14 protein-coding genes are annotated in these 21357 nt (G+C 54.0%); 9 read left to right on the forward strand and 5 right to left on the reverse strand.

The annotated features are described in order from the left end of the window. Positions 1 to 156: 156 nt before the first annotated feature. Positions 157 to 2505, forward strand: a complete 2349-nt coding sequence (locus tag F0P93_RS26550) for a PSD1 and planctomycete cytochrome C domain-containing protein (RefSeq protein ID WP_150880748.1) — start codon at positions 157 to 159, stop codon at positions 2503 to 2505. Between the two features lie 5 nt (positions 2506 to 2510). Further along, positions 2511 to 3968, forward strand: coding sequence for a DUF1501 domain-containing protein (locus tag F0P93_RS26555; RefSeq protein ID WP_150880749.1), 1458 nt, complete (start codon positions 2511 to 2513; stop codon positions 3966 to 3968). A gap of 243 nt (positions 3969 to 4211) precedes the next feature. On the opposite strand, the gene F0P93_RS26560 is transcribed toward F0P93_RS26555, so the two are convergent. Together F0P93_RS26560 and rhaT are read right to left on the reverse strand one after the other, a co-directional pair. Continuing rightward, a complete protein-coding gene (locus F0P93_RS26560) occupies positions 4212 to 5453 on the reverse strand; it encodes an alkaline phosphatase family protein (protein ID WP_150880750.1) in 1242 nt (413 codons plus the stop codon). A 7-nt stretch (positions 5454 to 5460) separates the two neighbouring features. Then, on the reverse strand, positions 5461 to 6498 hold the full coding sequence (gene rhaT / locus F0P93_RS26565) for an L-rhamnose/proton symporter RhaT (RefSeq protein ID WP_150880751.1): 1038 nt from the start codon (positions 6496 to 6498) through the stop codon (positions 5461 to 5463). 332 nt (positions 6499 to 6830) lie between these two features. On the opposite strand from rhaT, the gene F0P93_RS26570 reads away from it, so the two are divergent. The 6 genes from F0P93_RS26570 (at position 6831) to F0P93_RS26595 (ending at position 14233) form a co-directional block, all read left to right on the forward strand. Beyond that, positions 6831 to 7541 carry an SDR family NAD(P)-dependent oxidoreductase gene (locus F0P93_RS26570; protein ID WP_150880752.1) on the forward strand — a complete coding sequence of 237 codons (711 nt, stop codon included), beginning with the start codon at positions 6831 to 6833 and terminating at the stop codon, positions 7539 to 7541. Positions 7542 to 7605: 64 nt separating this feature from the next. Further along, the gene (locus tag F0P93_RS26575) at positions 7606 to 10503 is read left to right on the forward strand and encodes a M16 family metallopeptidase (RefSeq protein ID WP_150880753.1); all 2898 of its coding nucleotides are present in this window, start codon (positions 7606 to 7608) and stop codon (positions 10501 to 10503) included. Between the two features lie 310 nt (positions 10504 to 10813). Continuing rightward, complete coding sequence (locus F0P93_RS26580; protein ID WP_150880754.1) at positions 10814 to 12058, forward strand: hypothetical protein; 1245 nt, start codon at positions 10814 to 10816, stop codon at positions 12056 to 12058. A 173-nt stretch (positions 12059 to 12231) separates the two neighbouring features. Continuing rightward, on the forward strand, positions 12232 to 12843 hold the full coding sequence (locus tag F0P93_RS26585; protein WP_150880755.1) for a TetR/AcrR family transcriptional regulator: 612 nt from the start codon (positions 12232 to 12234) through the stop codon (positions 12841 to 12843). A gap of 72 nt (positions 12844 to 12915) precedes the next feature. Continuing rightward, positions 12916 to 13662: an SDR family oxidoreductase gene (locus tag F0P93_RS26590; RefSeq protein ID WP_150880756.1), complete on the forward strand. Its 747-nt coding sequence runs from the start codon at positions 12916 to 12918 to the stop codon at positions 13660 to 13662. 91 nt (positions 13663 to 13753) lie between these two features. Next, positions 13754 to 14233 (forward strand): YdeI/OmpD-associated family protein, encoded by a 480-nt coding sequence (locus F0P93_RS26595; RefSeq protein ID WP_150880757.1) that lies wholly within the window; start codon positions 13754 to 13756, stop codon positions 14231 to 14233. 90 nt (positions 14234 to 14323) lie between these two features. Here the strand turns inward: F0P93_RS26595 and F0P93_RS26600 are convergent, their stop codons facing one another. After that, on the reverse strand, positions 14324 to 14761 hold the full coding sequence (locus F0P93_RS26600) for a nuclear transport factor 2 family protein (protein WP_150880758.1): 438 nt from the start codon (positions 14759 to 14761) through the stop codon (positions 14324 to 14326). A 154-nt stretch (positions 14762 to 14915) separates the two neighbouring features. Next, positions 14916 to 17393, reverse strand: coding sequence for a glycoside hydrolase family 95 protein (locus tag F0P93_RS26605; protein WP_225309654.1), 2478 nt, complete (start codon positions 17391 to 17393; stop codon positions 14916 to 14918). Positions 17394 to 18044: 651 nt separating this feature from the next. Between F0P93_RS26605 and F0P93_RS26610 the strand changes: the two genes are divergently transcribed. Then, positions 18045 to 20594 carry an outer membrane beta-barrel protein gene (locus F0P93_RS26610; RefSeq protein WP_150880760.1) on the forward strand — a complete coding sequence of 850 codons (2550 nt, stop codon included), beginning with the start codon at positions 18045 to 18047 and terminating at the stop codon, positions 20592 to 20594. Between the two features lie 21 nt (positions 20595 to 20615). On the opposite strand, the gene F0P93_RS26615 is transcribed toward F0P93_RS26610, so the two are convergent. Continuing rightward, positions 20616 to 21302, reverse strand: a complete 687-nt coding sequence (locus tag F0P93_RS26615; protein WP_150880761.1) for an SDR family NAD(P)-dependent oxidoreductase — start codon at positions 21300 to 21302, stop codon at positions 20616 to 20618. Between the last annotated feature and the right edge of the window lie 55 nt (positions 21303 to 21357).

The raw sequence follows: 21357 nt of genomic DNA on the forward strand, positions 1-21357 counted from the left end.
AGGGGACTTGAACGCGGAATTTTCCAGATGCTAAAGTCCGGCTCCGGCCGCCCGGCCTTTAGGGGATTTAGGGGCAATTTGTAAGTTCAACAGAATTATTAGACGTAAGTCCTAATAAAACAGGTCATTTAAATTTTAGTCAGTCCAGACGTTACAATGAAAAGGCTTTCTTATTTGCTGTTCATGGTGGCCGGTGGTGCAGGTGCTTTCCAATCCTGCTCTACGGGCTTGTCGAGCGGGTCAGCGGAGGAGAAACTACCGGAAACCGTCAGCTACAACTTTGACATTCGGCCCATTCTGTCGGATAAATGCCTGGCCTGCCACGGACCGGATGCCAACAAACGGGAAGCCGGTCTGCGGCTCGATGTCGCCGAAAGCGCCTTCAAAGCCCTCGCCGAAAACCCGACGGCCCACGCGCTGGTGGCCGGGAAGCCCGAACTGTCGGAGGCTTTCCGGCGCATTACTACGCCGGATACCTCCCTGCTGATGCCGCCCCCGTCGTCCAACCTGAAGCTCTCCACCCGCGAAATCGACCTGATTGAAAAGTGGATCAAACAGGGGGCGAAGTACGAAAAACACTGGGCATTTGTGGCTCCCAAAAAAACCGCCCTGCCGCCCATCGATCAGACGGAGTGGCCACGGAATGAAATCGATTATTTCATTCTCCACAAACAGGAGCAGAAAAGGCTGGCCCCCAACGAAGAATCCGATAAGGAACGCCTGCTCAAGCGCGTCAGTCTGGACCTGACCGGATTGCCGCCCACCTTGTCGATGATGGATCAGTTTCTGGCCGACAACAGTCCAACAGCCTACGAAAAAGCGGTCGATCAGTTGCTGAAAAGTCCGGCCTACGGCGAAAAAATGGCGCTGCACTGGCTGGATCTGGCCCGGTATGCCGACTCCTACGGCTATCAGATGGATAATTTCCGGACGCAGTGGCCCTGGCGGGATTGGGTCATTCATGCCTTCAACCAGAACATGCCGTACGACCGGTTTATCACCTGGCAACTGGCGGGCGACCTGCTGCCCGTACCGCCCGGTGGTGCATCCAGCAAGGAGCAACTCCTGGCCACCGGTTTTAACCGCAACCATAAAATCACCGAAGAAGGGGCCGTCGACGAAGAAGAATACCGGGTGACCTACGTGACCGACCGCAACGACACCTTCGGCAAAGGGCTGCTGGGCATCACGCTGGAATGTGCGCATTGCCACGACCACAAGTATGACCCGTTTTCGCAGAAAGAATATTACCAGCTCTTCGCCTTTTTCAACAACGTCGATGAAATGCGCTCCAAATACACGGCCATCGACCCCGATGTCGGCAAACCGGAGTCGTATGCCAAAAAACCGCTGATGGAAATCAGTAACGACGACGTAAAGAGCCTGTTAAAGTTCATCAACAAACCGGACACCAGCCGCCTGATTGTGTCCGTCATGGGCGATCTGGACACGCTTCGCAAAACGTACATTCTGAAACGGGGGGTTTTCGATGCTTACGGCGACGAAGTACAGCCCGGCACTCCCGCGTCCATTCTGCCTTTCAATGCTACTTATCCCAAAAACCGGCTGGGACTGGCCCAATGGCTGGTTGACCGGAAAAATCCGCTAACGGCCCGCGTTTATGTCAATCGCATCTGGCAGGAATTCTTCGGGCGGGGCATTGTCAAAACCGCCGGCGACTTCGGCATGCAGGGCGAGCTTCCTTCCCATCCGGAACTGCTGGACTGGCTGGCCGTCGACTTTATGCAGCACGGCTGGAACATCAAACGGCTGGTCAGGCAGATCGTCACATCGGCCACCTACCGCCAGTCGATTGTCGTTACGCCCAAAAAGCTGCGGGCCGATCCGGAGAACGTGTTGCTGGCCCGGGCACCGCGTTACCACCTACCGGCCGAACTGGTGAAAGATCTGGTGCTGGCCAGCAGCGGTCTGCTCAACCGGACCATCGGTGGCCCCAGTGTAAAACCGTATCAGCCAGCCGGTCTGTGGGAAAGCGCCACCGCCGGGGGCGACGGCATGTTGTCGACCTACAACCAGGATCACGGCCCGGCTTTGTACCGGCGCGGCATGTACACGTTCATCAAGCGAACCGTTCCGCCCCCCTCTATGGCCATTTTCGATGCCAGTAACCGCGACCAGTGCGAGGTAGGACGGAGCAAAACCAATACGCCTTTGCAGGCCCTGGTGATGATGAACGACCCCACGGTGCTGGAAGCCTCGCGGGTGCTGGCGGCCCGTCTGTTGCAGGAAAACACCGGGATGGAAACCAAAATCGGCAAAGCCTTCCGGCTGATTGTGAATCGAAAACCGACCCAGCCGGAACTGAGCGTACTCGTGACCTATTTCGGGGAGGAAATGCAAACGATAAAAACGACGGAGATTGAAAACGTGCTGGCCGTCGGGGAGTATCCGGTTCCCGAAAAGATCGATAAAAAGCGGCTGGCGGCCCTGATGCGCGTGGTATCGATGATTTACAACCTGGAAGAATCCATTACTAAATCCTGACCGCTATGGAAAAAGAACTGCTGGACCATTTGCTGACCTTCAACCGGCGTCGGTTTTTCTCGAAACTGAGTCTGGGCCTGGGCAGTGCTGCGCTGGGTTCGCTGCTGATACCGGATCTGTTTAGTAAAAACAGCGATTCCGACGAGCCTGATTTCATTCCCGGAACCCCGCATTTTGCCCCGAAGGCCAAGCGGGTCATTTATTTGTTCCAGAATGGCGCTCCCTCTCAGCTCGAAACGTTCGACTACAAACCCAAATTACGGGAGCTTTTTGGCAAAGACCTCCCGCCGTCGGTGCGGGGTGGGCAGCGACTCACCGGTTTTACGGCCACCCAGGCCTCCCTGCCCCTGGCCGGATCGTTCGTCGATTTCAAGCAGTATGGGCAGTCGCGGGCGTGGGTGAGCGATCTGTTGCCGCACATGGCCAGCATTGTGGATGATCTGTGCATCGTGAAATCCATGCACACCGAAGCCATCAACCACGACCCGGCCATCACGTTTTTCCAGACCGGTGCCCAGCAGGGCAACCGCCCGAGCATGGGGTCGTGGCTGAGCTATGGGCTGGGCAATGAAAATAAAAACCTGCCCAATTTCACGGTCTTGATTTCTCGGGGAAAAGGCAACAGCCAGGGGGTATATTCCAAGCTGTGGTCGAACGGTTTTCTGGATTCGATTCACCAGGGGGTGCAGTTCAGCAAGGGCGAAGATCCAGTGTTGTACCTGCGCGACCCGGAAGGCATGAGCCGCCAGTCGCGCCGAAAAATGCTTGACCGCCTGGCGGAATTGAACCAGTTGGCCTACGAGGAAGTGCATGATCCGGAGATCAATGCCAAAATCAAGCAGTACGAAATGGCGTACCGGATGCAAACCGCCGTGCCGGAAATTACGGACCTGTCGAAAGAACCGGACGACATCATCAAGCTCTACGGCTCCGACTGTCTGATTCCCGGAACCTTTGCCGCCAACTGCCTGCTGGCCCGGAAGTTATCCGAAAACGGCGTGCGGTTTGTACAGTTATACCACCAGGGCTGGGATCAGCACGTCAATTTGCCCGTAGAGATTACCGGCCAGACCAAAGACGTCGATCAGGCATCGGCGGCTCTGGTGACCGACCTCAAACAACGCGGACTGCTCGACGAAACGCTGGTGATCTGGGGCGGTGAGTTTGGCCGCACCTGCTTCAGCCAGGGCAAGCTGACGAAAGAGAATTACGGTCGCGACCACCACCCGCGCAGTTTCACGATCTGGATGGCCGGGGGCGGTATCAAACCCGGCATGGTGTACGGCGAAACCGACGAATTCGGCTATAACACCATTGCCAACCCCGTTCACGTCCACGATTTTCAGGCGACGGTTTTGCACCAGTTGGGCCTCAATCACGAGAAGCTGGTTTTCAAACACCTCGGCCGCCGGTACCGGCTAACGGATGTTTCGGGGAAGGTGGTGCGGGATATTCTGGCGTGATGGATTGGATTGAAAGTAGTTGACAAAAAATCCATTGTTAGAAAAGATGACAATGGATTTTTTGTCAATGGCATCGGGCCTTTCAACCCCACGCACGACTGAACCGAGCAGCCGATGCGGTCATGGGATGTTGAAAAAATGCCGAATCTGCGTTCCATTGAACCAGCCCACGATTTGAATCGTAGGAAACAGGACGTAAAACCGGCTACCAGCCCAACGGTTTTAACCGTTTCATTCCCGGCATTACTCCACAATCCAGCGGCTTAACGTACTATACCGCCCCTCCAGCACGATCTTGTAAAAACCGGTGGGCAGTTTCGAGACGTCGATCACGGCTTTTTCGGCTTTGATGGGGAGTTCGTCCATCAGCAAATACCGGTCGCGCTGGCCTTCTTCGAAGTGGTTGGTGGTCGTAAGCCAGATTTTCACGGTGCCTTCCGGATCGGCGGCTTTCCAGCTCAGGGCGATTTTCCCGGCTTCTTTTTTCGCCGTCGGCTGGGTCAGCGATAGTTTGCCAGTAAGCGGAATACCATCAATCTCAAAGGCTTGCTCTTTCGGAATGGAAACCTGCAGGTGCCGGGCCAGCGTCGGCATGATGTCGACAATACCGGGGGTTGAATTTCGGAAATACGGATTCAGGTTTTTGGCATTCGTCACCATCCACGTGCTCCGCTCCCGCTCCGACTGCCCGCCGTGGTTTTTGCCGGTATCCGCACTCCGACCGTGGTCGGTCGTGATGAACACCTGCCAGTCTTCACCGAACGTTTTTTGCCGGTACTGCACGGCTTTCCACAACCGCCCCATCTGATCGTCCATCATCCGGATGGCCTCATGGAACCGCTCACCATCGCCGTACCGGTGGCCCATGTCATCCGTGTATTCCAGGTACACCCACGACAGATCCGGGCTTTCCTGCCGAATGTAAGCCGCGGCTTCGTTTACCACTTTTTCGTCAATCTGGTGAATGTACAGTTTGTCTTTGTCGTGCGGAAAATGGAGCGTGTCCAGCTCAAACCCGTCGAACGAGTAGTCGAGCCGCAGGTGGCCCGTGGCCGGAAGTCCTTCGCCCACCAGTTTGGTGCGGTTGTCGAGCCAGGTTGAGAAAACGGCGGTTTTTTTCTGGGGATACTGCGATTCAAAAAACCGGAAGATCGTCCAGTACTGATAATTCGGGGCCTTGATGTCGTTGTCCCAGACGTTGTGTTTGTTGACCCACGTCCCCGTTAGCAGGCTGTTGTAGCCCACCGCCGAAATCGTCGGCGTCTGCGAATACGTCCCTTTTTGTCCGCCGACGTACGCCCGGACATAACCGCCTTCCCGGGCAATCGCGTCCAGATTCGGTTTGGCAATCTTTTCGATCACATCCGCCGAAATGCCGTCGACAATGACAAACAACACCTTTCGCTGGCCCGGCTGACCAACGCTGGCGTGCGTCCTGACTAAACACAGAATCAGCAGGAGAACCGGTACAATCCGAGGCTTCATCCGGTTTTTATTCCGCCAGATAATTCCCGATACCGACCACGACCGTCGAAAAGACCACGGTGGCTATTCCCAATGTGATGGTGCGCATGGTCTGCCGGTTGGCACCCCGCCACTCGTGCAGATACAGCCCCCAGAAGCTGCTGAAGGCAATGATGAACGCCATGTGCAGGGTCCAGCCCGAAAACCGGTACTCGCCCATTTTGCTGTCGCCCATACCGTAGAAGAAGAATTGCAGGTACCACGTCACCCCGGCCATGGCGCAAAAAATGATATTCCGCACGGCGGGGGCCGTTACATTGCCGTAATCGGTATACGTTTTATTCTTGATATTGAGGTAGATACACCAGATGGCGTTGGTGGTCAAACCGCCCAGCAGGATGAACACGAGGGGCGCATTGTTCATGTAGAGCGGGTCGGCGCCGTTCTGCACCGCCAGTTCGGCAATGGGTTGTCCGGCCGTTAGTCCAAACGAAAAACAGGCACTCATGATGCCCGAGAAAACCGCCACGAGAACGCCCTTTTTGAGATCAAATTCGGCGATGGTTTCTTTTTTCTGATCATCCGTCATCGACTTTTCCTTCATCATGCCGGCAATCCCGCAAATTGAAATGCCCAGCACACAGACCGCTAAGCCCAGAATGATGACCTGACCGGACAATGTACTCATCAGCGTGCCGAATTGCCCCTGCCAGATGGGCGGAACGACGGTTCCGAAAACCGCACAGAGCCCCAGTACAACGGCCATGCCCAGTGATAATCCCAAATACCGCATCGTCAGGCCGAACGTCAAGCCGCCGAACCCCCAGAGAACACCCCAGAAATACGCCCACCACTTGGTTTCGGTTGGCGCTTCGGCCAGTACGTTAAACAGATTCGGGACGGTGAGCAGACCAAAAATCAGCGGAGCAAACACCCAGGAGAAAATACCGCCCACGAGCCAGTAACTTTCCCAGGCCCAGCCCTGTACTTTTTTATACGGTAGATAGAAACTGCCGGAAGCAAACCCTCCGAGCGCGTGCAAGACTACTCCCCAAATGACGGCCATGTATAGTGATTTTTCAACAAATCTGTGTAGTTTCCGGAGAAAGACCTTCCTGCGCTCTCCTGAATTCATAAAGCAAAAAGTTGGTCTGGTCTAACGATACAGCCCCTGAACTATTTTTTTAGAAGACCGTACAGAGCAGGAGACCACGGTATAGTTAGCTCGTCCTAAGTCAATACTTTTGCACCGTAGAATACTATTTCATCATAGGTTAGTAGGATAAGCCCCTTAGATTTCTAATGGGCTTATTTTGTTTTTACGACTTCAGGTACCTTCCCCTCCCCTTTCTTTCAACTTTTTTCTAACCACAACACTCAACAGCGTGTTGGCCCCTCATGAACAGTTTCGAAGGAAAAAACATCCTGATTGTCGGTGCATCGTCCGGCATTGGTCAGGCAACCGCCCAACGGGTTCAGGCGGCCGGGGCCACGGTTTTTACGGCGGGTCGGCGACAACCCGCAGGCATTCAATCCACCCACCTGACGTGGGACGCCACCCAACCCGCGGAGTCCGACCTGAGCGGCTTGCCCGATACGTTACACGGGCTGGTGTATGCGCCCGGCTCCATCCGGCTGGCTCCCTTTGGCCGGCTGACCCTCGATCACTTTCAGGAAGATTTCACGCTGAACGTGCTGGGAGCCATCGCCATCCTGAAAACCGTCATGCCCGCCCTGCTTCAATCCAAGTCGGCCAGTGTGGTGTTGTTCAGCACGGTAGCGGCCCAACTCGGCTTCGGGTTGCATTCGTCGGTCAGCGTATCGAAGTCGGCGGTGGAAGGCCTGACGAAATCGCTGGCGGCCGAATATGCTCCGCACCACATCCGGTTCAACACCGTGGCGCCCTCCCTCACCGACACGCCCCTGGCACAAGCCGCCGGGCTGGTGTCGCCCAACCGGCTCGAAGCGGCTGGCAAACGGCATCCGCTGGGTCGCATCGGCACCTCCGCCGACATCGCCGGGATGGTCACGTTTCTGCTGTCGGAGGAGTCCGGCTGGGTCACAGGCCAGATTCTGGGCGTCGATGGTGGAATGAGTACGCTCAAATAAGCAAACCGCTTTCAATCCTGCTTTTAATCCAGTTAATTTGTATAGATTTCATCAGCCTATACAAATGAGAAAATTACGCTACGGCATCGGGCTTCTTGGCCTGATGCTGACCCACCTGGCCTGGTCACAGACGAAACTCGTGGAAACCGTCACCCGCAAAGAGGGTGAACTGATTATTCCGTACCAGAAATACGTGCTGCCCAACGGGTTGACGCTGGTCATTCACGAAGACCATTCCGATCCGATTGTTCACGTCGATGTGACCTACCACGTCGGGTCGGCGCGGGAAGAGATCGGCAAGTCGGGGTTTGCCCACTTTTTCGAACACATGATGTTTCAGGGCTCCGACCACGTGGCGGATGATGAACACTTTAAACTCGTGACCGAAGCCGGTGGCACCCTGAACGGGACGACCAACGGTGACCGCACCAACTATTTTGAAACCGTCCCCAGCAACCAGTTGGAGCGCGCGCTCTGGCTCGAAGCCGACCGGATGGGCTTTCTGCTGGATGCTGTGACCCAGAAAAAATTCGAAATTCAACGGGCGACCGTGAAGAACGAACGCGGTCAGAATTACGACAACCGCCCGTACGGTTTGTCCTATGAGTATACCGCCAAGAATCTCTACCCCTACGGCCACCCGTATTCCTGGCTCACCATCGGCTACATCGAAGACCTGAACCGGGTGAGTGTCAATGACCTGAAGAATTTCTTCCTGCGCTGGTATGGCCCCAACAATGCGGTTTTGACCATCGGTGGCGACGTGGACCCCAAACAGGTGGTGCAACTGACCGAAAAATATTTCGGCAGCATTCCGAAAGGCCCGGAAGTGACCAGAACCATTGTTCCGCCGGTGGTGGTCGACAAAGACCGCTACGTGTCGTACGAAGACAACATCCGGTTTCCGATGCTGCGGATTACGTACCCGACCGTGGCGCGTTTCCACCCGGACGAAGCCCCCCTGGACGCGCTGGCTCAGATTCTGGGCGGGGGCAAAAGTTCGTTGTTCTACAAAAACCTGGTCAAAACCGAAAAAGCCGTTCAGGCCAACGTCGGCCATCCGGCCAATGAGTTAGCCGGGGAGTTTACGTTCACAGTACTGCCTTTCCCGAACATGCGGCTGGACAGTACGGAAACAATCGTCCGGAACACGCTGGCCGAATTCGAAGCCCGGGGTGTCACCGACGATGATCTCGCCCAGTTTAAAGCTACCCGCGAAGCCGACATCATCGGGTATTTGTCCAGTGTTTCCGGCAAAGTGTCCCAACTGGCTTCTTTCCAGACGTTTACCGGATCGCCCAACTACCTGCCGACCGAGCTGAAACGCTATCAGGCGCTGACGAAAGCCGACATCATGCGGGTTTACAACCAGTATATCAAGGGCAAAAAAGCCGTTATTCTGACGGTTTATCCCAAAGATAAAAAGGAAATTGTGGCGCACCCCGACAACTATACGGTTGCGACGGAAGGCTACAAGGCTCCGGATTACGGCTACGACGGCCTGAAATACGTCAAAGCGAAAGATTCGTTCGACCGGAGCAAAAAACCGGCTCCCGGTGCCAGCCCAACCCTGAAAGTGCCCCCGTTCTGGTCCGACAAACTGCCGAATGGTTTGAAAATGATCGGGACTAAAAACGACGAAGTGCCGAGCGTCACGCTGCTGTTTTCCGTCAAAGGAGGTCACACGCTATCGGCCAAAGACCCTTCCAAAGCCGGGATTGCCCAGCTTACGGCCGCTTTGATGAACGAAGCAACGCAGAACTTCAGCAACGAAGAAATCAACGCCAAACTGGAAAAATTGGGCAGTAACATCCAGATTTATGGCTCTACGGAAGAAATTCAGGTGTCGGTTTCGTCACTCACCAAAAACCTGGACGCGACGCTGGCGCTGGTGGAAGAAAAAATGTTCCGCCCTAAGTTTGCCACGGAAGACTTTGTCCGGCTGAAAAAACAACAGCTCGAACTGATCTCGAATCAAAGCACGCAGCCGGTGGTGATTGCCAACAAAGCCTACAGCCGCCTGCTCTACGGTGCGGACAACATCCGGGCGATTCCGACCAGCGGTACGGTTAAAACCGTTGAAAACATCTCGCTGGACGACGTGAAAGCGTTCTACCAGCAGAATTTCTCGCCCTCCGTCACAAACCTCGTCATCGTAGGCGACGTCGAAAAAACCGCCATTCTGCCGAAGCTTGACTTTCTGAAAAAATGGGCCGCCAAACCGGTCTCCTTGCCCAAAGCACCCGTTGCCAAAAAAATCGACAAGACCCGTATCTATTTGATTGACAAAGACAAAGCCGCTCAATCGGAAATCCGGATCGGGTATTTGACGGATTTGCCGTACGATGCCACGGGCGAGTATTACAAAGCCGGGCTGGCCAACTACATCCTCGGCGGTGCGTTCAACAGCCGGATCAACATGAACCTGCGCGAAGACAAAGGCTGGACGTATGGTGCGCGTTCGTCGTTTGGCAGCACCAAAACGCCCGGCCCTTTCACGGCCCAGGCCGGGGTGAAAGCAGCCGCTACGGATAGCTCGGTGGTCGAATTCATCAAAGAAATCACCAACTACGGCAAAACCGGGATTACGGAAGACGAACTGGCCTTCCTGAAAAGTTCGGTCGGCCAGCGGGATGCGCTGCGGTACGAAACCTCGTTTCAGAAGGCACTTTTCCTGAATCAGATCATCGACTACGATCTGCCGGGCAACTTCGTGGAGCAGCAGAGCCAGATTCTGCAAAAAATGACGAAGAAAGAAATCGACGCCATTGCCAAAAAGCGTCTGCCGGTCAACAACCTGATCATTACGGTGGTGGGTAATAAATCGGCTATCAAACCGGGTTTGCAGCGATTGGGTTACGAAGTCGTTGAACTCGATAAGGAAGGCAATCCGGCCGTGGCCGAAGGCACCGCCACACCAGCCGCGCTGGGTGGCGCGTCGTCGACCAATCCAAAGAAATAAGTCCGAAATTGAAAAGACCGTTACGCCAAAAGCCACTCCCCGGGGTGGCTTTTGGCGTAACTAGTGATTGCTGGGGTTGTTTCAGAACGCCCGGTATAAAAACCGTCAATAATAATTGGCCTGCCTCTTGCATCTTATAAATTTCTTTTTAACTTTGAATCACAAAGTACTTTTATAAAAACCAACAACTGGGTGCTGTTCGGAATACCGCTGAGATACTCTCCTTTAGTGCGGTACTGTTCGGAAAGGCTATGGTCAACCTTTTTTACAAGCGCAGAAACAAATCGTATTCACTTTAAATTACTGTGTCATGAAAGATGAAATTCTATCAAATCTCAACAACCCCGGACAGCTTGAGCGTTTGTATAGAGCCGACAAACCAACGTTTAAACGCGCCTTTAAAGCGTTGTATCCCGAACTGAAAGACAATGCTCTGCTCACCTTTTGGAATGAACGAATCAATTTCACGCAGGAAGACATTTCGTGGGGCAGCCGCAAAGACCTGATCTTTATCCTGATTGCTTCTCTCGTAGCTGGTGGCATCGCCAAGTTACCCGCACTTTTATCCATCGACAAGGAATTTTTTTACACCCGAAACATCGGTTTTATCATTTTCCCGGTTCTGGCATCCTACTTTGCCTGGAAGAATAAATTATCGATGGGTAAGCTTATTTTTATAGCGATCTCAATCCTCGTAGCAATAGTTTTTATCAATTTTTTACCCGACGTTAAGAGAAGCGACACCCTGGATTTAGCGTGCATTCACGTTGTCTTATTTCTATGGTCGATACTCGGTTTCGCCTTTGTTGGTGAAACGGGCAATGCCGATGAGAAACGGCTTAACTATTTGAGATACAACGGCGACCTGATCGTTATGACCACCCTCATCCTAATCGCCGGCGGCATCATGACCGGTTTAACCATCGGCCTGTTCAAGCTGATCGGTTTTGAGATTGAAAAGCTTTATTTCGACTATTTTGGCATTTTTGGGCTTTCTGCCGCGCCCATTATTGGCACATATCTCACCCAGACCAATCCGCAATTAGTCGGTAAAGTTTCACCGGTAATCGCTAAAATATTCAGTCCGCTGGTCGTCGTCATGCTGGTTATTTATCTTATAGCCATCGTTTATTCCGGAAAAGATCCCTACAACGACCGGGAGTTTTTGCTGCTTTTCAATGCGTTATTGGTTGGTGTTATGGCCATCATCTTTTTTTCCGTGGCAGAAACATCGAAGAGCACAAAAAGCCAGATGGAAATCTGGGTTCTTTTTCTGCTATCGGTGGTCACGATCGTGGTGAATGGCATTGCGTTGTCGGCCATCCTGTTCCGGATTTCAGAATGGGGTATTACGCCCAATAGAACCGCAGTATTGGGCAGTAATATTTTAATTTTAATCCATCTTCTGCTGGTAACGGCGCAACTTTTCAGGGTCCTTTCCAAAAAGACGACGATAGCCAGCGTCGGAAAAGCCACCGCCTTCTACCTCCCCGTTTACGCCCTGTGGACCATCCTTGTGACCTTTCTTTTTCCGATCCTGTTTGGGTTTAAATAGAGTGTTGCCCCTAAATCCCCTAAAGGACGGGCGGCCGCTGCCGGACTTTAGGGGATTTAGGGGCAAAAAACGAAAGTCCTACTTGTATTAATCAAGGCCTGATCTTCTGCCCGTCCTGAAAAAAAAATCCAGAAATAGTTTGCACTTCATATACCGATCGGTATATTTGCACCATGAAATTTACCCCGCGATCGGAAGCTACCCGCCAATTCATTATTGAAACTGCCGCCGGCATTTTCAACAAGAAGGGCTATGCGGGCACATCGCTATCGGATCTGACGGAGGCCACGCGGCTGACGAAGGGTAGCATTTACGGAAATTTTGAGAACAAAGAAGACGTTGCCCTGGCAGTTTTCAATTTCAATGCCGCCCGCCGAAACAAGCTGGTTCGGGACCGACTCAGCCGGGCCGCTCGCCCGAAAGAAAAGCTGCTGGCCTTTATCGATCTGTTCAGTCGGGACGAAATTCAGCACTTCCCGGAAGGCGGTTGCCCCCTGCTGAATGCGGGCGTTGAAGCCGATGATACGCACGAGCCCCTGCGGCAACGCGTAGCGGAAGAACTGATCGAAACCCAGACCGAACTGGCTTCCATCGTTCGGATGGGCATTCAGGCAAACGAGTTTCAGGCAGATACGGATGCCGAAAAAGCAGCCGTTGCGCTGGTTGCGCTCATTCAGGGCGGTATTTTCATTGCCCGGACGACGCAGAACCCTTTTTATCTGGATACGGTGCTGGAAACCGCCCGGAAAATGGTGCACGACATCGAAACAAAATCAACACCTTAATTTTTTTTGAGCACCAATATACCGATCGGTATATATTAGTTATCCAATCAATTCACAGTCTATTTTACAAACATGAAAACGCAGAACAACACGGTTTTAATTACGGGCGGCAGTGCCGGAATCGGTTTTGAAATCGCCAAATTATTTGCTCAGAATGGCAATCAGGTCATCATCACCGGCCGGAATGCTGAACGGCTGCAACAGGCCGCAGCGCAACTGGACAACACCACAGCCATCGTCTCCGACGTCAGCAATCCGGCCGATGTCGATCAGTTGGTGGAACGTTTGAACAAAGACTTCCCAACCCTGAATCTGGTCATCAACAACGCCGGGCGGGCGTTCTATTATTCTCTGTCCGAAGACGGCATTCAGGCGAGCGACAAAGCCGGGGAAGAAATGACGACGAACTACCTTTCCATCATCCGGCTGACGGAAAAGTTACTGCCGCTTCTGAAAAAGCAAAGTGAGGCCGCGCTGGTCAATGTCTCGTCCATTGTCGCTTTTGTTCCCGGCCACACCACGGCTACCTACTCGGCCAGCAAAGCCGCCTTACACGCCTATACGCAAGCGATGCGGTATACGCTGGCGAAAGATACATCTATCAAAGTGTTTGAATTGATGCCGCCGTTGGTCAATACTGATTTCTCGCAGGAAATTGGCGGCATCAACGGCATCTCGCCCACGGTGGTAGCCCAGGATCTGCTGACGGCCCTCGCAACAGACACCTATGAAATCCATGTCGGCAACACCGCAACGCTCTACAAACTCTTCCTCTCTTCACCCGAAGAAGCCTTTCTGGCGTTGAATACCGGTCGATAAAAGCGGTTTTTTTCCTGCCTTCGCAGACTATTCAGCACCTTTTTTTATGCCTATCTTTGGGCCATGGCGTTGAATCGGCCGCCTTACTGCTATGGAAAAACCGTTGGTCAATGGCTCGTATCTGTTGGAAAAATTTCAGGGGAAAGGGGGCTGGACGTATGCCGCACTGCCCGAAGTGAAGCCGGATAAAAAAGCGTATTTCAACTGGGTAAAGGTGAACGGCACGATCGACGGTTACGAAATAAAAAACTACAGCCTGATGCCGATGGGCAATGGCAAACTGTTCCTGGCGGTGAAAGCCGAAATCAGGAAGCAGATCGGAAAGAAAGCAGGGGATTGGGTAGAAGTGGTCTTATATCCCGCTCAGGCTCCGGTTGATACGCAAAAAGACTTGCTGCTGTGCCTGGAAGACGAACCAACCGCCCATCAAACGTTTTTAAGCTACACCAAAGCCGAGCAAAAAGCGTACGTAGACTGGATCGATTCGGCTAAAACGGAAGAAACCAAAATTGACCGCCTGGCCGAAACCATCAACCGGCTGTTGAGAAAGCAAAAGTTTACGGAGAAGTGAAGGGAGGTTTACGGTATTCGGTTTACGGTGGCTGACGCATGCTTTTCTCTCGCGTCAGCCACCGTAAACCGAATACCGTAAACCGTAAACTTAAATCTTAACCGCCTGCCGGGCGAGCAATTTCCAGTCGCCTTTCTGCTTGACCCAAACCAGCAAAACCGAGAGTTTGACCGTACCGGCAACGCCCTTGTTGTTGGTCGTTCCCGATAACTTATGCCGCACCCAGGCGGTGTTATCGACGATGGAAACGCTCTGATCGGCCAGGTCGATCGTCACGAAATCAGACTCTTTGCTCACCAAGGCTTTAACAAAGGCGGTTTTGTCTTCCAGCAATCCATTCGAGTGTCCGTACGTCAGTTGATCGGTGACGAGGGATTCGAGCGTAGCCTGATCGGCATCGATAATGCCTTTCCGCAGCTTCTCGACGGCTTGCTCAACGGCCTGTTTTTCGTCTTTTTTACCGGGTTCGGTGGCCATCAGGTTACCGGTTACCAACAACAATACAAGCAGGCATTTCAGGGTTTTCATGGTCGTAAAAGAAAGGGTAACTCGTTAGGAATAAGACAATAGAATAAAGAAGTGAGACAAAAGAGTAAAGAGGTGAGACAGGAGATCTGAGACGGAAAACGGGCGACTGATCTCCCTTCTCCGGTCTCTGTTCTCACTTCTTTACGCTTTTGTCTTATACACCCAGCAAAACATACGCTTTCCCCGGTTCCGTCGGAACGTCGTAGATATAAACGCCGTTGGCGGGGGTTTCGGGTTTGGTCGTTTGGTAGCGGTTTTCCGGCTGTTGAAAAAACGCATTCGGATTGGTGCCTTTGGCGGTTTGAAGCCGGGTTTTCCCATCGCCCTTCAGCGCACTCGTCACCCGCAGCCGGCAGTTGCCACCCAGCGCCGAGCGAACGGCCACGCGCGTCAGTTTGCCGTTTTTCCAGCTCATATCGAGTTCATAACCGCCCCGCGTCTTCATTCCTGTCACCTCGCCGGTGGCCCAGGCATCGGGCCGGGCGGGCAGCAGGTTGAGCAAACCGTCGTGGCTCTGCACCAGCATTTCACCAATGCCCGATGTGCCGCCAAAATTCCCGTCGATCTGGAACGGCGGGTGCGCACAGAACAGGTTGGGATAGGTGCCGCCCCCGTTGGCGTAATCGGTTCCTTCGACGCCCGTCAGCTTCAGCAGTTCGCGCAGGAGTTTGTAGGCATGATTGCCGTCGTGTAGCCGCGCCCAGAAGTTGATTTTCCAGGACTTGCTCCAGCCCGTTCCGCCATCGCCCCGGATTTCGAGGGTTTTGCGGGCTGCATCGGCAAACTGGGGCGTAGTCAGCGGAGAAATTTCGCGACCCGGATGCAGTGCATACAGGTGCGAAACGTGGCGGTGCTGCGGATCTTCGTCCTGCCAGTCTTTGTACCACTCCTGCAAATTGCCACTTTTTCCGATCTGCAATGGAAACAGTTTGCTCTTTTTATCGGACAATGTTTTCCGAAAATCCGCATCAATTCCCAGTTGCGACGAAGCCTGAATGACGTTTGAAAATACATCCCAGATCAGGCCCATGTCCATCGTGGTGGCCACGGAAACGGATTGCTTGACGCCTTTATCCGTGATAAACACGTTTTCTGGTGATGTAGACGGTGCTGTTACCAGACGTCCCTGCGGGTCTTCCACCAGCCAGTCGAGGCAGAACAAGGCCGCATCCTTCATCAGTGGGTAGGCGTAGGTTTGCAGGTATTTTTTGTCGCCCGTAAACAGGTAATGGTCGTAAAGATGCTGGCTCAGCCAGGCACCGCCCACCGCCCAGTTGGCCCACGACGGACTGCCCTTGCCCTTGTCGCCAACGGGATTCGACGCGCCCCAAATGTCGGAATTGTGGTGAACCGTCCAGCCCCGGGCGTTGTAAAAAGTCTTCGTGGTTTCACGACCGGTTTTTGCCATGTACCCAATCCAGGTCAGCAAGGGCGTGTGCAATTCCGACAGGTTGACCATTTCCGCCGGCCAGTAATTCATTTCGGCGTTGATGTTGGTGGTATAGTTGCTGCTCCAGGGTGGTCGAACCATCGGATTCCAGAGTCCCTGGAGGTTGGCCGGTGGACCGCCGGGGCGGGAACTGGAAATGAGCAAATACCGCCCGAATTGAAAATACAGCGTTTCCAGTTCCGGGTCGGCACCGCCTTCGGCATACCGCTTCAGACGTTCATCCATCGGCATATTGACCGCCGATGCGGTTTCCAGCGTAAAACTAGTGCGGTTAAAATACCGTTGGTAATCAGCTACATGAGCCTTCCGAAGCGCATCGACGGTTTTGGTGAGTGCTTTTTTCAGGTAGCCCTCAGCCAGTTGTTTTTCATCCCGCCCTTCCCGATCGGGGCATTTGTCAAAACCGTTGAAACTGGTAGCCGCCGTCAGCAACAGAACCGCTTCCGTGGCATTTTGGATGCGAATCCCCGCCGTATCGGTCGAAACCGTGCCATCCGTCGAGCGGACTTTCACCCGCCAGTCGAAACGCATGCCTTTGCATCCCGCAGAATCGCCGTAAATAACCGGTTTCGGATTGTAGTTGACGTAATTCGGATCCGCGTGGGCGGGGGCTTTTCCGCGAATAACCAATTCATCGCGCCCCTGTGCTGATTTCGTAACGGGATGCGGACTGCGGGCGGCTGCCGTTACCGTCAGCGCTCCTTTTTTATCCGCCGTCAGGCGCACGACCACGACCTGATCGGGTGCGGAGACGAAGATTTCGCGGGTATAGTTGACGCCATTTACCCGAAACCGGGTAGTCGCCGTGGCATTTTTTATATTCAGATCGCGGTAGTAATCCGTAGGTTGTCCCGAAAAATCCTGTTTCAATAACAGATCACCCAGCGGCTGGTAGGCTTCCGTATACAGCCCCTGCATGTGCTGCGTCAGTTTGGCGGCTGCTTCATACTCTTCCCGGAAAAGGGCTTCCCGAATTTCGGGTAAATACTTGGCAACACCGGGATTGGGATTGCGATTGACCGGGCCGCCCGACCAAAGCGACGATTCGTTCAACTGAATCAGTTCGTCACCGGCGCGGCCAAAAACCATTGCCCCCAGCCGACCGTTGCCTACCGGCAGGGCTTCGTTCCAGTTGCGGGCAGGCTGACGATACCAGATCGCCGACGGGTTTTGAGCAAACACCGCACGAATAAGCAACCACAACAAACCGGTCCAGATAAATCGTCGATTAATTAGGGAATGGAGTCTTCGAAAAAAAAGAATGAAAAAGGACATGTGTTTAAAAGCCTTTGAAAGCTGCAAATTACTACACGAACAGGACTTTACAGCACATTAAACCACGCGCAAGCCTGATTCGGAGAAACCGTCACCGACCGTTCCCTCAATAGTTCTCTGATTAGCAGGAGATTACTGAAAAGAGATCCGCTTTTCGACCGGTTGAATTAAACGCCCGGTATCTCCGGCGGATTTGGGAATTCCTGAAACCGCCGGGAACGCCCCCTTTCACCGTTCGCTTTCCCGTTTCTCCGGAATCTCACCTCATTTCGCTCCGAATCGGGGCCGTCCCTTCGTCAAAAAGCGAGATAGTACCTTGGTGAGCAAAGGCGAATTGTTTCAAAATAAATAGGAATTATCTCAAATCCAACCCGGCTTTCGGGCGATCAGACGGGGCTTTGCAGCAAACCCCAAAACCGTTTAATAGCAACATTATCAGACATTTAGGATTAAAACCTACGAATTTGCTAGTTCGTATCAGCTTTCTTCTCCATCCTATCCTGTTTGCCTGTGGTCTGTTTTTAACGACTCAGTCTACAGTCATCTCCCTTTTTTATCATGAAGGCAACCCTACACCACAACCAGAAATCACACAGGCTCTATTGCCAGGGCAGGATCGACTTCTCCATCTGGAGCCGTGGAGCATTCCCGGGCCTTTCAGTTAGGTTGATCGCCCTGATCGGATTCTTTCTGCTGGCAGCTACCGAATCGCATAGCCAGACCACCCTGAACGGGATGATCCGCGACGGAACCGACAAACCGCTGCCGTTTGCAAGCGTGGCGCTGCTCAACGCCGTCGATTCGAGTCTGGCTAAAGGAACCGCCAGCGACCAGCAGGGGCTTTATACCTTTGAAAACGTGCGAACCGGCCGGTATGTGGTCCGGGCGACGGCAGTGGGCTACCAGAAAACGCATTCAACGGTGGTAGACGTCACCACCGGCGTGACCACCGTACCGCCCCTGGCTCTGTCTGAGGTTAGCAGCAAACTGGCCGAGGTGCAGGTAACGGCCAAAAAACCGTTTGTCGAGCAACAGATCGACCGTATGGTGATCAACGTAGCGAACAGCATCGTCGGCAGCGGCAGTTCGGCCCTGGAAGTGCTGGAAAAAACGCCGGGCGTAACCGTCGACTACCAAAACGAACGACTCCAGCTTCGGGGTAAAGAAGGCGTTATCGTGCAGGTCGACGGCAAGCAGACCTACCTTTCCGCCCAGGATGTCATCGCCCTCCTGCGGAGCATGTCGAGCGACAACATCGATAAAATTGAGCTGATTATGAACCCTTCGGCCCGCTACGACGCGGCTGGCAATTCAGGCATCATCAACATCCGACTCAAGAAAAACGGCAATCTGGGGACGAACGGAACGGTATCGGTTGCCGGGGGTTCGGGGCGGTTTGACCGGGAGCGGGGAAGCCTGCAACTGAACCACCGCACGCAGAAAATGAACCTTTTCGGCAATTACAGCCTGAACCGGGGCGGTAACTACTGGGATTTTCAGCTCGTCCGCAACCAGCCCGATCCCAGCCCGTCGGATGCCTTTCGGCGCAATCTGGTCAGCCAGTACTCCTACCTGACGTTTCGGGATCTGGGCCAGAACGCCAAGGCCGGACTGGATTATTCGCCCACCAAAACCACCACCATCGGCGTCGTCTGGACGGGTTTCTGGAGCGATCACCGTGAAAAAGGTCCCGCTGGCGCCACGTTCCGGCGAAATACGGGCGGACCGGTTTATCTGCAAACGCAGACACATAAAACCTATGACGTGCTGAGTCAGAATCAGGTTGGCAATCTGAACCTCCAGCACGCTTTCGGGGAAAAGAAGGGGCAACTGACAATGGATGTCGACCTGGGCCATTTTACCCGGCAGTATACCAACAGCCTGCTCACGGAAACCCTCGTTTTAACCAGCGGTAGCGAGGTGCAGCCTCCCGCCGGTGCGCTTCTGATTACGCAGCCGTCGACGGTGAACATCCAGACGTTCAAAGCCGACTACAACCGAACGCTGTCGAACGGCTGGAAGCTGGAAACGGGCCTGAAAAGTGCCTTCGTGAAAACCGATAACGACCTCAGCCTGAGCAGCGGACCCGCCGGGGTGCTGGTGCCGGACCCGGCCCTGTCGAACCACTTTCAGTATACCGAGCGGGTCAATGCGGGGTACATCAGCTTCTCGGGGCAGTTGGGCCGTGGCGATGGCCCGAAGACTGAAATCCAGGCGGGTTTGCGGGCGGAGCATACGCATTCGGAAGGCAATTCACTGACCCTGAACCAGATCGTCGCCCGCGACTACCTGAAGTGGTTCCCGAGCCTGTTCGTGTCGCGTGCGCTGTCGCCCAACCAGACGCTGACCTTCTCGTATAGCTACCGGATCGACCGGCCAAACTACCAGAATCTGAACCCGGCGCGGGGGTATGTCGATCCGTATGCCTACAGCCAGGGCAATGCGTACCTGAAACCCCAGTTTACGCACGCGCTGGAGGGGAAACTCAGCTTCAAAAATGGCATTTTTACCTCGCTGGGAGCCAATTATACCACCGACCTCATGTTTTTCACCATCCATGCCACCGAAGGGAATAAGACGTACGTCACGATGGAGAATCTCGGCCGTTCGCAGGGCTACATCGGAACCCTGAGCTGGCCGGTAACCGTGATGAAAGGCTGGCAACTGCAGACCAATGTGCTGGGCTACTACAACCGCTTCCGGTATCATTACGAAGGTACGATCCTGCAAATCGAGAACGTTGCGGGCCGGCTGAACGGCAACAATGCCTTCACACTGGGCCACGGCTGGACGGCGGAACTCAACGGCTGGGTTAGCTCCCCCGCCGTGAACGGCATCTGGACATCGCCCTGGCTGGGGGCGCTGGACACCGGTATTCAGAAAGCGGTTTCGTCGGACCTCAAACTGAAATTCAGCGTTCAGGATGTGTTTCACACCAACCGGTTTCGACCCAGCGTCAACACCCCAATGGCCAACCAGAAGGGCGTTCTGACCTTCGATACGCGCATCGCCCTGCTCAACCTGACGTATTCGTTTGGCAACCAGCAGGTAAAAGCCGCCCGGCAACGGCGCTCCGGCTCCGATGACGAAATCCGGCGGACCAACTGACGGGTAGATATTGCGGTTTCTCTAGGCCTTGTTGTATACTTTCAAAACTGATTCACGCAGCATCTGTCCGGCACCAAAAGTCACAAAATCAATCAGTTCGGCGATATCTTCGGGCTTTACCCAATTGGCCGGATCGGCGTCGGGCATGGCTTTGCGGTTGGTCGGCGTGTCGATGGTGCTCGGCACCAGAACCGTTGAAATTATATTCTTGTCTTTGCCGGCGGCATTGAGAATTTCGGACAACTGGATCACCAGCGATTTCGAGAGGGCATAGGCTACCATGCTCTTCCCGGCCGACGGAACCAGGGCCGGGCGGGCACCAATCAGCACAAACCGTCCGCCCTGCGCCTGCTGGCTCATCTGCTCAAAAACCGGGCGGGCCACCTGGTAGGTCGTCTGAAAATTCAGCCGGAACAGGTGGTCAATGGCAGCAAAATCGGTGTCCGTGATCGACCCCATCGCAAAACCGCCCACCAGCAGGATGGTCGCATCGATGCCACCGTGTTCGGCCACCACCTTCTGAACCAGGGCCCGACAACCCGCTTCGTCGGTCAGGTCAAGTTCGTGCGTCACCAGATTGGACTGCGCGTCGAGGGTGTGTCCGCCCGGTTCGAGGGTGGCAATGACGGTATGGCCGCTTTTCAGCAACTGTTGGGTAATGGAGCGGCCCAGACCACCGGCTCCTCCGGTCAATAATACGGTTGACATAGGGTGTTGTGTTGATCAGGCTAAAAGTCAAATGTAAGGAATGGAACGGGCCTAT

Origin of the sequence: Larkinella humicola (genome assembly GCF_008727875.1) — a bacterium.
Lineage (GTDB): Bacteria > Bacteroidota > Bacteroidia > Cytophagales > Spirosomataceae > Larkinella > Larkinella humicola.

Bases quoted from the DNA above. Each gene is read 5' to 3' on its own strand.
- rhaT (WP_150880751.1), bottom strand. From the start codon at position 6,498: ATGGCCGTCATTTGGGGAGTAGTCTTGCACGCGCTCGGAGGGTTTGCT.
- F0P93_RS26585 (WP_150880755.1), top strand. From the start codon at position 12,232: ATGAAATTTACCCCGCGATCGGAAGCTACCCGCCAATTCATTATTGAA.
- F0P93_RS26555 (WP_150880749.1), top strand. From the start codon at position 2,511: ATGGAAAAAGAACTGCTGGACCATTTGCTGACCTTCAACCGGCGTCGG.
- F0P93_RS26580 (WP_150880754.1), top strand. From the start codon at position 10,814: ATGAAAGATGAAATTCTATCAAATCTCAACAACCCCGGACAGCTTGAG.
- F0P93_RS26570 (WP_150880752.1), top strand. From the start codon at position 6,831: ATGAACAGTTTCGAAGGAAAAAACATCCTGATTGTCGGTGCATCGTCC.
- F0P93_RS26615 (WP_150880761.1), bottom strand. From the start codon at position 21,302: ATGTCAACCGTATTATTGACCGGAGGAGCCGGTGGTCTGGGCCGCTCC.
- F0P93_RS26590 (WP_150880756.1), top strand. From the start codon at position 12,916: ATGAAAACGCAGAACAACACGGTTTTAATTACGGGCGGCAGTGCCGGA.
- F0P93_RS26575 (WP_150880753.1), top strand. From the start codon at position 7,606: ATGAGAAAATTACGCTACGGCATCGGGCTTCTTGGCCTGATGCTGACC.
- F0P93_RS26560 (WP_150880750.1), bottom strand. From the start codon at position 5,453: ATGAAGCCTCGGATTGTACCGGTTCTCCTGCTGATTCTGTGTTTAGTC.
- F0P93_RS26550 (WP_150880748.1), top strand. From the start codon at position 157: ATGAAAAGGCTTTCTTATTTGCTGTTCATGGTGGCCGGTGGTGCAGGT.
- F0P93_RS26600 (WP_150880758.1), bottom strand. From the start codon at position 14,761: ATGAAAACCCTGAAATGCCTGCTTGTATTGTTGTTGGTAACCGGTAAC.
- F0P93_RS26595 (WP_150880757.1), top strand. From the start codon at position 13,754: ATGGAAAAACCGTTGGTCAATGGCTCGTATCTGTTGGAAAAATTTCAG.
- F0P93_RS26610 (WP_150880760.1), top strand. From the start codon at position 18,045: ATGAAGGCAACCCTACACCACAACCAGAAATCACACAGGCTCTATTGC.